Origin of the sequence: Photorhabdus tasmaniensis (genome assembly GCF_011189505.1) — a bacterium.
Lineage (GTDB): Bacteria > Pseudomonadota > Gammaproteobacteria > Enterobacterales > Enterobacteriaceae > Photorhabdus > Photorhabdus tasmaniensis.
The window spans coordinates 1-12,457 of record NZ_PUJU01000017.1; the positions used below are offsets into that span (position 1 = coordinate 1).

The 12,457-nt window shown below is 43.0% G+C and carries 9 protein-coding genes, 3 tRNA genes and 2 pseudogenes; 5 read left to right on the forward strand and 9 right to left on the reverse strand.

Annotated features, from left to right (window positions below; translation table 11 throughout):
* Positions 1 to 186: 186 nt before the first annotated feature.
* Positions 187 to 396 (forward strand): annotated as a pseudogene (locus C5471_RS09870) (transposase); the annotation flags it as partial.
* 132 nt (positions 397 to 528) lie between these two features.
* Here the strand turns inward: C5471_RS09870 and C5471_RS09875 are convergent.
* The gene (locus C5471_RS09875; protein WP_133813737.1) at positions 529 to 1,344 is read right to left on the reverse strand and encodes a transposase; all 816 of its coding nucleotides are present in this window, start codon (positions 1,342 to 1,344) and stop codon (positions 529 to 531) included.
* Between the two features lie 256 nt (positions 1,345 to 1,600).
* Here C5471_RS09875 and proS point away from each other — a divergent pair, with 256 nt between their 5' ends.
* Complete coding sequence (proS, locus tag C5471_RS09880) at positions 1,601 to 3,091, forward strand: proline--tRNA ligase (RefSeq protein WP_133813738.1); 1,491 nt, start codon at positions 1,601 to 1,603, stop codon at positions 3,089 to 3,091.
* 168 nt (positions 3,092 to 3,259) lie between these two features.
* Here the strand turns inward: proS and C5471_RS09885 are convergent.
* The 3 genes and pseudogenes from C5471_RS09885 to argA form a co-directional block, all read right to left on the reverse strand.
* Positions 3,260 to 3,646 (reverse strand): annotated as a pseudogene (locus C5471_RS09885) (IS30 family transposase); the annotation flags it as partial.
* Between the two features lie 169 nt (positions 3,647 to 3,815).
* The gene (locus C5471_RS09890) at positions 3,816 to 4,763 is read right to left on the reverse strand and encodes a Fic family protein (protein WP_339959277.1); all 948 of its coding nucleotides are present in this window, start codon (positions 4,761 to 4,763) and stop codon (positions 3,816 to 3,818) included.
* Between the two features lie 118 nt (positions 4,764 to 4,881).
* Positions 4,882 to 6,216 carry an amino-acid N-acetyltransferase gene (gene argA, locus C5471_RS09895; RefSeq protein WP_133813740.1) on the reverse strand — a complete coding sequence of 445 codons (1,335 nt, stop codon included), beginning with the start codon at positions 6,214 to 6,216 and terminating at the stop codon, positions 4,882 to 4,884.
* A 244-nt stretch (positions 6,217 to 6,460) separates the two neighbouring features.
* On the opposite strand from argA, the gene amiC reads away from it, so the two are divergent.
* Entirely contained in the window at positions 6,461 to 7,708 is a 1,248-nt protein-coding gene (amiC, locus tag C5471_RS09900; RefSeq protein WP_133813741.1) for an N-acetylmuramoyl-L-alanine amidase AmiC, read from the forward strand.
* Positions 7,709 to 8,053: 345 nt separating this feature from the next.
* On the opposite strand, the gene C5471_RS09905 is transcribed toward amiC, so the two are convergent.
* The 3 genes from C5471_RS09905 to C5471_RS09915 form a co-directional block, all read right to left on the reverse strand.
* Positions 8,054 to 8,130 (reverse strand) — tRNA-Met (locus tag C5471_RS09905).
* 63 nt (positions 8,131 to 8,193) lie between these two features.
* A tRNA-Met gene (locus tag C5471_RS09910) sits at positions 8,194 to 8,270 on the reverse strand.
* 91 nt (positions 8,271 to 8,361) lie between these two features.
* A tRNA-Met gene (locus C5471_RS09915) sits at positions 8,362 to 8,438 on the reverse strand.
* A 220-nt stretch (positions 8,439 to 8,658) separates the two neighbouring features.
* Here C5471_RS09915 and mltA point away from each other — a divergent pair.
* Together mltA and tcdA are read left to right on the forward strand one after the other, a co-directional pair.
* On the forward strand, positions 8,659 to 9,756 hold the full coding sequence (gene mltA, locus C5471_RS09920) for a murein transglycosylase A (protein ID WP_133813743.1): 1,098 nt from the start codon (positions 8,659 to 8,661) through the stop codon (positions 9,754 to 9,756).
* A gap of 48 nt (positions 9,757 to 9,804) precedes the next feature.
* Entirely contained in the window at positions 9,805 to 10,617 is an 813-nt protein-coding gene (gene tcdA, locus C5471_RS09925; protein ID WP_133813744.1) for a tRNA cyclic N6-threonylcarbamoyladenosine(37) synthase TcdA, read from the forward strand.
* Here tcdA and csdE read toward each other — a convergent pair.
* Together csdE and csdA are read right to left on the reverse strand one after the other, a co-directional pair.
* On the reverse strand, positions 10,589 to 11,068 hold the full coding sequence (csdE, locus tag C5471_RS09930) for a cysteine desulfurase sulfur acceptor subunit CsdE (protein ID WP_133813745.1): 480 nt from the start codon (positions 11,066 to 11,068) through the stop codon (positions 10,589 to 10,591). The two genes, tcdA and csdE, sit on opposite strands and share 29 nt — an antisense overlap.
* Before the next feature lie 3 nt (positions 11,069 to 11,071).
* On the reverse strand, positions 11,072 to 12,280 hold the full coding sequence (csdA, locus tag C5471_RS09935) for a cysteine desulfurase CsdA (RefSeq protein ID WP_133813746.1): 1,209 nt from the start codon (positions 12,278 to 12,280) through the stop codon (positions 11,072 to 11,074).
* Positions 12,281 to 12,457: the final 177 nt, after the last annotated feature.

Here is a 12,457-nt window from a genome sequence, read left to right on the forward strand (position 1 = left end):
AACTGGCTGGCTGGTACGATTCCAAACGCACGGGTCGAGTCGGATGGGAACGACTTTGGGAAGGCTGGTTTCGGCTGCAAACCCTGATAGACGGCTATTTGCTGGCTAAATCGGTTGATTTGGAGATCTGATCAAGAGATAGGTTAAGAACACCGCCTCCCCCAAACTTTCCGACCAGAAACGTTCTCGCTTGACGAGCTGGTCCCCAAAAACCATCTGGTACGTCAAGTCGATGCCGCCATTGATTTCGAATTTATCCGCGAATTAGTCGCCCTGTTGTATTGCCACAATAATGGCCGACCGGCTATCGATCCGGTCATGTTGCTCAAGATGATGTTACTGGGCTACTTATTTGGTATTCCCAGTGAACGCTGTCTGGTACAGGAAATTCAGATACAATGTCTGCTGGCGACAACAGCCAAAATATCAATAAGATAGCGTTGCTAGTCGCTACGTTTTGTTATTTTTGTTGCTGGATACAGGAGGCGTATGGTACGGCAAAGGAAAAAATGGCGCATCGGTGGGCGCTCACAGGGGTCTAATGAGGAAAATGACCACAACATTTTTCATCATGAAAAAACAAACCCCGTTCTTTGGAGGGTGTTGCAAAAGGGTTGAGGTCACTTTTTCAAGCATCAAGTTAAATTTAATCACTGACTTTGGGCAGACTGTTATTTGTATGGATAACAGGCTAAAAATAATCCCTAATATCAGAGCCACTGCTCTTGATAAGTTATAGGCCATTGCATGCAAGCTAAATTCCAGCTTTACCGCTGACAATCCCTTGTGCCGAAAGCGTTTCAGTCTCTGAATTCCCCGTAATGCCGAAAATATCGGTTCTACCAGGCTCTTCCGTTGACTCAATATCTTTTTTGACTCGGATCTGGCCATATGCAAACGAAGCGTCTCCCGCCCTTCATCTTCCGGATAACGTTTTATTTTTCTTCCTCCTTTAGCCTTTGTGCAGCCCGTTTTCTGCGAGCATCCGGCACAATTGTCAGCGCTATAAACCCGATAGGCCCGCGTTTTTTCAGTGGCTTTCACTGTACTTTGCAGGGATAATGGGGGATGGGCAGGACAAATATAGCAATCTTGCTCAGCATCATAAGTAAATAATGATTTGGGATAGATTTTTCGTGCACTCTGTCGGTCTGAATTTTCTGCACAAAACAGCAAGCTCTGATGTTTCTGCACCTCAGCAATCACATCGTCATGGAAATAACCAGCATCCAATAACAGCTTTTCCGGGTGACCTCCTGAGAGAGTGAGATTCTGCGCCAATAACGCGGTCATCACTTGGATTTCACTAGAGGGAGGTTCCTGTTTTCGAATGAATAAGGTCATAAAAGATCTGCGCTTAAAAGAAGTACGCAGATCTTAACGGATAATACACGCCTTTTGCGACACCCTCTTTGAAACGAGGTTTGTCAGCGGTCTGCCACCGACTTTAGTCGGTGGTTGTTGAGTTGAGTTTCATATTGTTATATGTTTTTTGTTTCTGTTCATTGAAAATTTTTGTCTGAGAACTCTTCACATTGGGTCTTTTTAATATTTGTGGTACGATTTTTCATAACTTATCCTACATAAATAAAAAAATATCATGAAAACAGCAATAAATCCAACTAGACGCGAAAACTTCTCTGAATGGTATCAACAAGTCATTATCCAAGCTGAATTGGCTGAAAATTCTCCTGTTAGAGGTTGCATGGTCATTCGTCCTTGGGCATATGGTATATGGGAGAATATGCAACGTGAATTAGATCAAAGACTCAAGGATTCTGGGCATGAGAATGCTTACTTTCCTTTGCTTATTCCTTTGTCTTTTCTTCAAAAAGAAGCTGAACATGTTGATGGTTTCGCTAAGGAATGCGCAGTAGTCACCCACCATCGTCTAGAACAAGCCTTGGATGGTAAATTAGTACCAGCGGGTCAATTAGATGAGCCTTTAATTATTAGGCCCACAAGTGAGACTTTGATTGGCGCTTCACTATCTCGGTGGGTTCAGAGTTATAGGGATTTGCCTTTATTAATCAACCAATGGGCTAATGTACTACGCTGGGAAATGCGACCAAGGCTTTTTCTAAGAACTTCGGAATTCCTGTGGCAAGAAGGTCATACAGTTCATGCCACTAGTGATGAAGCCATGAAAGAAACAATTAATATTGTTGATACTTATGAAAATTTTGTCATTGATTATCTTTCACTCTCAGTAACTAAAGGAATAAAGTGTTCTTGGGAACGTTTTCCTGGAGCTGTAGATACTTATACTATTGAAGCGATGATGCAGGATGGTAAAGCTTTGCAGGCCGGAACTTCGCATTTTTTGGGGCAAAATTTTGCGAAGGCATCCGATATCCATTTCATCAATAAAAAAGGTATAAAGGAATTGGCATGGACAACTTCATGGGGGGTGTCTACACGGTTAATTGGAGCTATGATCATGACTCATGGCGATGATAATGGGATGATGCTCCCACCATTGGTGGCTCCAATACAAGTCATCATTGTTCCAATCATACATAGTGAGCAGGATGCTGATGATATATATGCTTTCTGTGATAAATTACGAAAACAAATTTCTCGAAAAAAATTAAAAGGTCAAAACATAAGAGTAAAGATAGATAAACGAGATGTAAATGGCGGAGAAAAAAAATGGTATCATATTAAGCGTGGAGTACCTATTCGTATTGAAATAGGAAAAAAAGAATTAGAGCAAGATCTGGTTTCCTATTCTTGTCGAAATAATGTTAAGGAAATAATAAAAATTGATACGAGTGTTTTTTTGAAAAGCTTGATTAAAATATTGCAATCAATTCAGGTGAATATGTTTAACAATGCTAAAAATAGAATGTTAGAAAATACAATAACTGTTACTACGATTGAAGAATTTAGGCAGATTTTTAAAGAGAAAAATGCAATTAATAAATTTGTCCTAGCACCTTTTGTTGATGACGAGAGAGTGAAAGAGGCTATCAGTGAATACAGTGTAAGTGTTAGATGCATTCCATTTGTTCAGCCAAAAACTGAAGCTACCTGTTTATTTACAGGAAAACATACCAAAACCTGGGCTTTATACGCAAAATCATACTAAATAACAGGAAAAAAAGCTAAATTATTAGCCTGCGGGGTATTTATATCGGAGTTAATGTAGCTTCAAATCCCATTCCGCCCCCCTCTGTCAGAATAATGGTCACCCCAATTAATAACACTGACAGAGAGGGGAATCTCGTGCTCATAATATGTGAATTCAAGTAACTCGTTAATCCGGAAGTAAACAGGTTCGTATCCCCTTAAATAATTCATTCGGTGTTTTCCCTCCTCGTGTTTTTCGCGGGCGATTATTTAATCGGTTTACCACAAAATTTATTTCCTGATCAGTGACTTCATTAAAATCCGTTCCCTTTGGAAAGTATTGTCTGATTAATCCATTGATATTCTCATTGATCCCTCTTTCCCAGGGTGAGTAAGGGTGAGCAAAGTAAATTTGGGTTTCTCATCTTTTACTTATGATTTCATGCTCTGCGAACTCCAAACCGTTATCGAATGTGATGGTCTTAACCCTCTGTTTTAACGGATATAATACTTTTACTACCGCTTTCGTAACTTCTGATGCCCGCTTGCTATCAAGTGTAACAATAATAGTATATGGCGGATTCGACTAATAAGTGCAATTTTTTGGAAAGGGGCCAGTTGCTATGTTAGGTAAATGCAAAATAACCGGAGTATAGAATCACTGATAAATAAATATCACATGACAGGATAAACAAAGTGGGATCCTGCTATGTGATATTCATAGGAATGCTAATATGGTTTTTTTAAAAATCTTGGTTCAAAATTTCTATATAACGGTTATAAGCATACACGCGATTGCGTTTTTGGCCGGTAAGTTCAGAGACCAATACAAGATCAGCCTGAGATAAGCGTTCCATAACCTTGCCAATTGTTGCCGGTGCCAGCCCTGTAAGTTGCACCAATTTATTAATGTTGACGATAGGATGCTCAAATAATGCATCCAATATCTGGCTTGCTGAGTTCTCCATACGTCCTAATGGCTGCAACAGTTTTTTGTGTTCACGGCGTAACTGATAAAGTTGTTGAGCGATATTGACTGCTTGTGTCGCTGTAGCTGCAACAGCATCAACAAAAAAGAGTAACCACTCTTCCCAATCACTCGTTATGCGGACTTGTTGCAGACGTTCATAATAGATTTGTCTATGTTTTTTGAAAAAGACGGATAGATACAGAAAAGGCTGACTCAGAACCTTTGTTTCCACCAAAATTAAGGGAATTAATAAGCGTCCTAACCGACCATTACCATCCATAAATGGATGGATAGTTTCGAACTGAACATGAGCTAAAGCTGCTTTTATCAATGGATCTGTCGGCTCAGGAACATCGTTAATGAACTTCTCCAATGCGGCCCAATCAGCCAATTCATTAGCAGGAGGCGGGATAAAAGCAGCTTCATCAGCACGATGACCACCGATCCACACTTGGTTTTGACGGAACTCTCCAGGTCCACGGCTTATACCTCTTCCTGATATCATTGAAGACTTATGTAGTTCTTTGATTAAACGAAAAGTGATGGGATAGGACTCTTGAATACGTTGTACACCTAATGATAAAGCATTAACGTAACAAGATACCTCTTGTACATCATCCATTGGCACACCAGGCATCCCTTCCATTTCAAACAACATTAGATCGCTGAGGGACGATTGAGTACCTTCAATTTGAGAGGACATAACTGCTTCTTTACGGATGTAACTGTAAAGTGTGGTGGTCTAATAAAACCGGACACCCATTTAGGCGATCTGATCGATCGCCAGAAAGGACGTTTTCCCAATAGGATTGCGTTATTTTTCAACATTAATCAGCTCGTTACTGTGGTTCCAAATTCAACATCAGAATTTTAGAACGGCGCTGGTAGTTGTATAGCTCTTGTTTTTGAATCGGTAGCATTGAGATTTCTGCTGGCTCAAAGCCCCTTTCCTGGAACCAGTGAATGCTGCGGGTAGTCAGGACGAAAAGTTTTTCCAGCCCGAGCTGTTTAGCGTGATCCGAAATGCGGTTCATGAGTACTTCACCTTTTAAAGAGCTCCGGTATTTAGGATGAACGGCTAAACAAGCCATCTCCCCAATTTTCTCATCAGGATAGGGGTAAAGCGCGGCACAAGCGATAGTCAGGTTATCGCGTTCGATAATAATGAATTTATCAATTTCTCTCTCAAGTTGTTCTCTTGAACGGCGCACTAAAATGCCTTGCTGTTCCAGCGGACGAATAAGTTCAAGAATACCTCCGATGTCATTGATATTCGCTCTGCGTATTTGTTCCGCGCTCTCCATGACTATTTGAGTACCAATACCATCACGGGAAAATAATTCTTGAACCAGAGAACCATCTGCCTGATAACTCAATAAGTGGCTGCGGTGAACGCCACGACGACAAGCTTTTACTGCACTCCGTAAAAAACAGGCTGTACCTGAATAATAGTCACCTTCAGCTTCCAGTTCTTTAATCAGATCTGGTGCCTGATTAAGAAAAATTTCAGAGAGAATTTTTCCGTCTTTGCCCTGTACGCCTTGAGTAGAACAGAAACCAATCAGTTTTTCAGCTTGTAGTTTGATCGCTAATTGAGTAGCAACTTCTTCAAATGCCAGATTAAAACTCTCGCCGGTGACGGAAACTGCAACAGGACCAATGAGCACTATTGCGCCATTATCTAACTGACGATTTATGGCTGCCTCATCAATACGGCGAATTTTTCCGCTGTGGCAATAATCCACGCCATCATCAACACCAAGAGGTTGAGCAATAATAAAGTTACCACTGACAACATTAATATTTGCACCTTGCAATGGTGTATTATTTAAGCTCATAGAAAGACGTGCGGTAATATCCAGTTGTAATAAACCAGCAGATTGTTTGACGAATTCCAATGTTTTATTATCGGTAACACGGGTGTGTTTGTGGTAAACCGGTTCATAACAATGGGTTGCAAGGTTTTGTTCAATTTGAGGTCTGGCACCATAAACGATGAGCAGCCGGATACCCAAACTATGCAGTAATCCGATGTCGTTGATGATGTTCGGGAAGTTCTCGTGAGCAATAGCCTCTCCGCCAAGCATGATAACAAAAGTTTTGCCACGGTGTGCATTGATGTATGGAACCGAGTGGCGAAATCCCTCAACTAATTCGGTGCTGCGTTCTTTCATAACAGACTCTCGATTGAATTTTTATTCGTAATTTATGTATTTTTATTCCTTTTGAAAGGAAATGGCAAGAGGCAATTAAAACAAAAACATTGCGATATACATGTGGACGTGAATAATTTGCCAAATATAAAATGCTTATTACTGATGACAGCATAATGTTGGTTGGTTAGTATTTTCCACTTGGCTGTTTTTTAGGTGAAGGCCACTCTGAATATTGGTATTTTATGAATGGAATAAATAGTAGATGAGTCATTCAGATCTTAATCTGTCACGACGTCGCTTGTTGCAGGGAGCCGCAGCAATGTGGTTGCTTAGTGTCAGCCAAGTGGGTTATGCAGCGTCACCAAAAATTATTGCAGTTCGTATTTGGCCTGCATCCAGTTATACCCGTGTGACTCTTGAGTCCAATATTCCACTCAAATATCGCCAGTTCGTGCTGACAAATCCAAACAGAATTGTTGTTGATCTTGAAGGTATGCAATTGAATCATACTCTAAAAGAGATGGGGGAACAGATTCAATCCCGCGATCCTTATCTTAAACTGGTCAGAGCAGGGCAGTTTGATCCTAAAACCGTCCGTTTGGTGTTTGAAGTTAAACAGCCGGTCAGCCCACATATGTTTACGTTGAAACCCGTGGCGGAATTTAAGCACCGTCTGGTCTTGGATATTTATCCCTCAGCGGGCACGAATAAGGATGATGATCCGTTACTTGCTCTGCTTGAAGAGTACAATAAAGGTAATTTGGCCGAGGATTTACCTGCGGAAATACCGAAGTCAGGCAAAGCAGGTAAAGACCGGCCGATTGTTATCATGCTCGATCCTGGACATGGTGGAGAAGATCCCGGCGCTATAGGCAAATATAAAACCCGTGAGAAAGACGTTGTTCTGCAAATCGCCCGTCGATTGCGAACTATTATTCAGCGTGAACCGGGTATGAAAGTGTATATGACTCGTAATGAAGATGTGTTTATCCCGCTAAAAGTCCGGGTGGCAAAAGCACGTAAGATGCAGGCTGATTTATTCGTTTCTATTCACGCGGATGCTTTTTCTAACCGAGCTGCGCGTGGTTCTTCGGTTTTTGCACTTTCTACTAAAGGCGCAACCAGTAATACCGCCCGTTTTCTAGCCCAAACGCAAAATGAAGCCGACCAGATTGGCGGTGTAAGTAAAAGCGGTGATAAGTATCTGGATCATACTATGTTTGATTTGCTACAGACGGCGACAATCAATGACAGCCTTAAATTTGGCAGTGAAGTGCTCAAGCGCATGGGTAAGGTGAATAAACTGCATAAGAACCGGGTGGATCAGGCTGGGTTTGCGGTACTGAAAGCACCAGATATCCCGTCTATTCTGGTAGAAACTGCGTTTATCAGTAATCTGGAAGAGGAACGAAAACTGAAAACAGCGCGCTTCCAGCAGCAGGTAGCGGAGTCCATTTTCGCGGGTATCAAAGCGTATTTTAGTAATGGTGGTAATGTAAACTTATCGTAGCCCTGTTAGTGGGTAATGATGGGTTGAACTGCCAGGTGTAAGCCCATGACACGCAGGATTGTGCTTAGATTTCTGACCTCCTAGTTGCCTTCGGCCAACAAGGTACGATAGAGCTGGTTAGGATTCAACCCGGCTTCCTTTTTTCCATTCGCGCCAATATTCACATGCTCGGGCTATGTCCGCGTCCTGCTTGCGTTTATCGCCGCCACAAAGCAACAGAACGATAGTTAAGCCAGAAATGACTATAGGTGGATATTTGAATTGAATACAGATAGGCAAATGTGGTGGAGATAAAATCATCCAGAAGTTGTTTTTGGAGTTTGTATGCTGAAACGCATTAAGAATTGGTTGCGGGGGCCGGATTTGAACCGACGACCTTCGGGTTATGAGCCCGACGAGCTACCATGCTGCTCCACCCCGCGTCCGTTTTGATACTTTTAATTCTTTAATACCTGGAATCTTTTAATACCCTGAATTGCAAAAATTGGTTGCGGGAGCCGGATTCGAACCGACGACCTTCGGGTTATGAGCCCGACGAGCTACCATGCTGCTCCATCCCGCGTCCGTTAAGAACCTACTTTATGCTTTCCTGCATCATTAATGCCTGCCGGAATAGGTTCTTCATTCGCAAATATCGAACTACTTCATTATGTTGGTTGCGGGGGCCGGATTTGAACCGACGACCTTCGGGTTATGAGCCCGACGAGCTACCAGGCTGCTCCACCCCGCGTCCGATGCGGGCACTATACTCAGGATCAGATCCGTTGCAAGTTTTTTTATTAAAAATTGTTTGTTTCATTACTTTTTTGATTAGTTGCTCTGCATGTTGGTGTTTTTGTATTCGTTTTTGTCGCTATTTCGTTAAGTTATTTTTTTGTAGTAAGTTTCATTATTTTTGTTGGTTTGGTATTGTTCGCCATTAGGCAATGTCGGTAAGAGAGAAGGCAGCAATGACATTCTGGAGTAAGTATTTTCTGTGTGGGATCGTGATTTCACTGTTAGTTGGATGTCATTCCCGTCCAACAGCCCAGGGCCAACAATATAAAGATGGTCATATCACTCAGGATTTATTGCTGGTTAATCAGCCCAATGCTCAGGGCAGGCCGGTTAATGCTAAAGATTTTTCAGAACAGGTGATGCTTATTAGTCAGTCTGCTCCCCGCCTGTATAATCGTAATAGCTCAACTTTTGACGCAGTTCAGAACTGGGTGCTGGCTGGTGGTGCAACCAATAAATTAAATCTGTTTAATTTACGCGCTTACCAGATGGAAGGTGTGGATAATTACGGTAATGTCCAATTCACGGGTTATTATACGCCGGTGTTACAGGCCCGCCGCGTTAAACAGGGGGAGTTTAGATATCCCTTGTACCGTATGCCGTCTAAAAGCAAATATCATTTACCAAGCCGAGCGGCGATATACAATGGTGCCCTCAGCTCCAGCCTGATCATTGGCTACAGTAATTCTCTGATTGATAATTTTATTATGGAAGTGCAGGGCAGTGGCTATGTCGATTTTGGTGACGGTGAGCCGCTGACCTTTTTGGGTTATTCGGGTAAGAATGGACAGGCTTATCGGAGTATTGGCAGGCTGCTGGTTGAACGCGGAGAAATCGCGCAGAAAGATATATCCATGCTGGCGATTCGCAAATGGGCTGAATCGCACAGTGAGGCAGAGGTTCGTAAGCTGCTGGAACAGAATCCATCATTTGTCTTTTTTAAACCTGAAGTTGATGCCTCAGTGCGGGGAGCGAGTAGCGTTCCTCTGATTGCAAAAGCCGCTGTAGCCGCTGATAAAATGCTGGTTCCACCGGGAACAACATTGCTGGCGGAGATACCTTTGCTGAATAACGAAGGTAAATTTACCGGTCAGTACCAGATGCGCCTGATGATTGCACTGGATGTCGGTGGCGCAATAAAGGGGCATCATTTCGATATCTATCATGGTATTGGCGATGAGGCTGGTATCGCGGCGGGTTTCTATAACCACTACGGCCGGGTTTGGGTGCTGAAAGAAGAGCAGCCTGCTATGCTAATGGTCAATCAGTAATTCTTTTCCATAAATTTTATAACAGGTTTTCAGGATTGATATTCAGTGATGCAAACTTCTCTTTCTGATGCATATATGCAGCGCTTTGCGGGTACAGCCCGTTTATATGGTCAAAAAGCGCTTTCTTTATTTTCTCATTCCCATGTTTGTGTCGTGGGTATCGGTGGGGTGGGTTCCTGGGCCGCCGAGGCGTTAGCTCGTACAGGAATAGGCTCGATTACCCTGATTGATATGGATGATGTCTGTATCACCAATACCAACCGCCAGTTACATGCTTTAAAACCGCATATTGGACAGCCAAAAACGGAAGTGATTGCTGAACGTATTCTGGCGATTAATCCTGAGTGTAAAGTCACTTGTATTGATGATTTTCTTACGCCGGATAATGTTGAAAAGATGATGGCGGTTGGATTCAGTTATGTCATTGATGCGATCGATAGTGTCAGGCCAAAAGCGGCGCTGTTGGCTTATTGTCGTCGTTATAAAATTCCGTTGGTCACAACCGGTGGTGCGGGTGGGCAACTTGATCCTACCCAAATTCAGGTTGTTGATTTGGCGAAAACGATTCAGGACCCTTTAGCGGCTAAGTTGCGGGAAAGATTGAAATCTGATTATCACGTTGTGAAGAATGGTAAAGGTAAGTTGGGAATTGATTGTGTGTTTTCAACTGAGCAGTTAGTTTATCCACAAAGTGATGGTTCTGTTTGTGCAGCTAAAAGTACTGCGGAGGGAACGAAACGCATGGATTGCGCATCGGGTTTTGGTGCCGCAACAATGGTCACGGCGACATTCGGATTTGTTGCGGTTTCCCATGCACTGAAAAAAATGGTTGCTAAAGCGCAACGTCAGGGCTCGCTTTAATATAATTTTTTGCGGCACTTTGCACGGTATGGATCAGCGATTTCACGCCGTTCAACCGTGAGCCACTTAACTGTTGCTCCAGCCCAAGTTGGTGGAGCAGCGCCAACAGGTTAGTTTCCAAAACTTGTTGTGGTGTTTTTCCTTCCACTGCGGTCAATATCACCGCCAGCAAGCCTTTTACAATGCGGCCTTCGCTATCGCCATAAAAATGCAGGTAACCCTCTGCCAGTAATTGATGCCCTAACCAAACCCGGTTTTCACAGCCAGACATTTCGATATTCTGTTGTTTCAAGTTGTCAGGTAGTGCAGGTAGTTTCTTGGCTAGCAGGATTAACTGACGATAGCGATCTTCCCATTGGCGACATTGATTAAAGGTTTCAACCAACTGTTGCTGGCTAATTTCCTTGCCAAATGGATGTGGTACGGTCAGATTTTCTGCGGTTTGAGCCATATTTTATTCATCCTGTAATAGAGAAAGGCCGAATTTTACTGCCTGAACTAAAGAATCGGCATCTTGCAGATTGTTATAAGGCATAAAAGAAGCACGCAAGCAGCCGTTGATACCTAAAGCCTCAATCAATGGTTGAGCACAATGCTGACCGGAGCGTAAGGCAATATTTTGTTCTGCCAAAATAGCTGCCAGATCACTGTGATGGATATCGGCAAAATTAAAAGCCAACAGGCTGGAACCGGCAACGCGATAACTGATAAATCCGGGTAAAGCGGAAAGTTGTTGTTCAGTGTAGTCAGTGAGTGTGACCGCATGGGCTTCCGCTTTGACGATATCAACATTTTTTAGCCATTCCAGCGTGGCAGAAAAACCAATAACACCTGCAACATTCGGTGTCCCTGCTTCAAACCTGAATGGTACAGCTTCCGGTGTGAAACCGCTGAATGAGGCGTGGGTAAGCATTTTTCCGCCGCCTTGCCAGGGAGACATCGCATCAAGTAACTCACTTTTGCCGTAAAGTACACCAACACCATTTGAACTATAGAGCTTATGAGCGGAAAACGCGTAGAAATCGATATCTGATTGCTGAACATCAACGGGATTGTGAACAACTCCCTGTGCACCATCAACAACGACCAGACAACCATGTTGGTGCGCTATTTTCGTTATTGCAGTCAGATCGACGGCTCCGCCGGTTACATTGGACATTTGGCTGATTGCTATCAATCGGCTGTGTTTGTTCAGAAGTTCAGGTAGCGTGTTGATATCTGGCAATTTCCCGTTGCCTAAAGGCCATTTTATCACTCTGGCACCGATTTGTTCCGCCAGCATTAACCAGGGGATCAGGTTGGAATGGTGCTCCTGCTCACTAACGATAATTTCATCACCGGGCTGGAGATGGGGACGGAAATAATTTTGGGCAACCAGATTGAGGGATTCTGTTGTGCCTTTTGTCCAGATAATATTTTCGGCTTTTGGGGCGTTGATGAGTTCAGCAACCCGTTGCCGGGCATTTTCATAGCGAGATGTGGTTTCCAGCGCTGTGTGGTGTTGGCTACGATGTACAGTAGTACAACTGTATTGATAATAATCCTGAGTTACTTTTATCATTACTTGTGGTTTCAGGGCAGTTGCTGCACTATCCAGGAATACAGTGTGTTGTTGCAGGGCTGGGAATTGCCGGCGGAACTGTTCTGGTTCGAACTTTTTCATAGTGTTTTAATTAGGTTTCGTGGTTATTGATCAGATTATTCTGTTGTGATGATGATCCGCTTGCTTCTGACTGAATATGGATAGGTTGTTACATTGAATAATATTGCCATGTTCCAGCGATTATGACAAAAAAAGCACCGCAATCGCGGTGCATTAAAAATCACTATGGACAGACAG

Bases quoted from the DNA above. Each gene is read 5' to 3' on its own strand.
- csdE (WP_133813745.1), bottom strand. From the start codon at position 11,068: ATGGCTCAAACCGCAGAAAATCTGACCGTACCACATCCATTTGGCAAG.
- mltA (WP_133813743.1), top strand. From the start codon at position 8,659: ATGACATTCTGGAGTAAGTATTTTCTGTGTGGGATCGTGATTTCACTG.
- C5471_RS09875 (WP_133813737.1), bottom strand. From the start codon at position 1,344: ATGACCTTATTCATTCGAAAACAGGAACCTCCCTCTAGTGAAATCCAA.
- argA (WP_133813740.1), bottom strand. From the start codon at position 6,216: ATGAAAGAACGCAGCACCGAATTAGTTGAGGGATTTCGCCACTCGGTT.
- amiC (WP_133813741.1), top strand. From the start codon at position 6,461: ATGAGTCATTCAGATCTTAATCTGTCACGACGTCGCTTGTTGCAGGGA.
- proS (WP_133813738.1), top strand. From the start codon at position 1,601: ATGAAAACAGCAATAAATCCAACTAGACGCGAAAACTTCTCTGAATGG.
- tcdA (WP_133813744.1), top strand. From the start codon at position 9,805: ATGCAAACTTCTCTTTCTGATGCATATATGCAGCGCTTTGCGGGTACA.
- csdA (WP_133813746.1), bottom strand. From the start codon at position 12,280: ATGAAAAAGTTCGAACCAGAACAGTTCCGCCGGCAATTCCCAGCCCTG.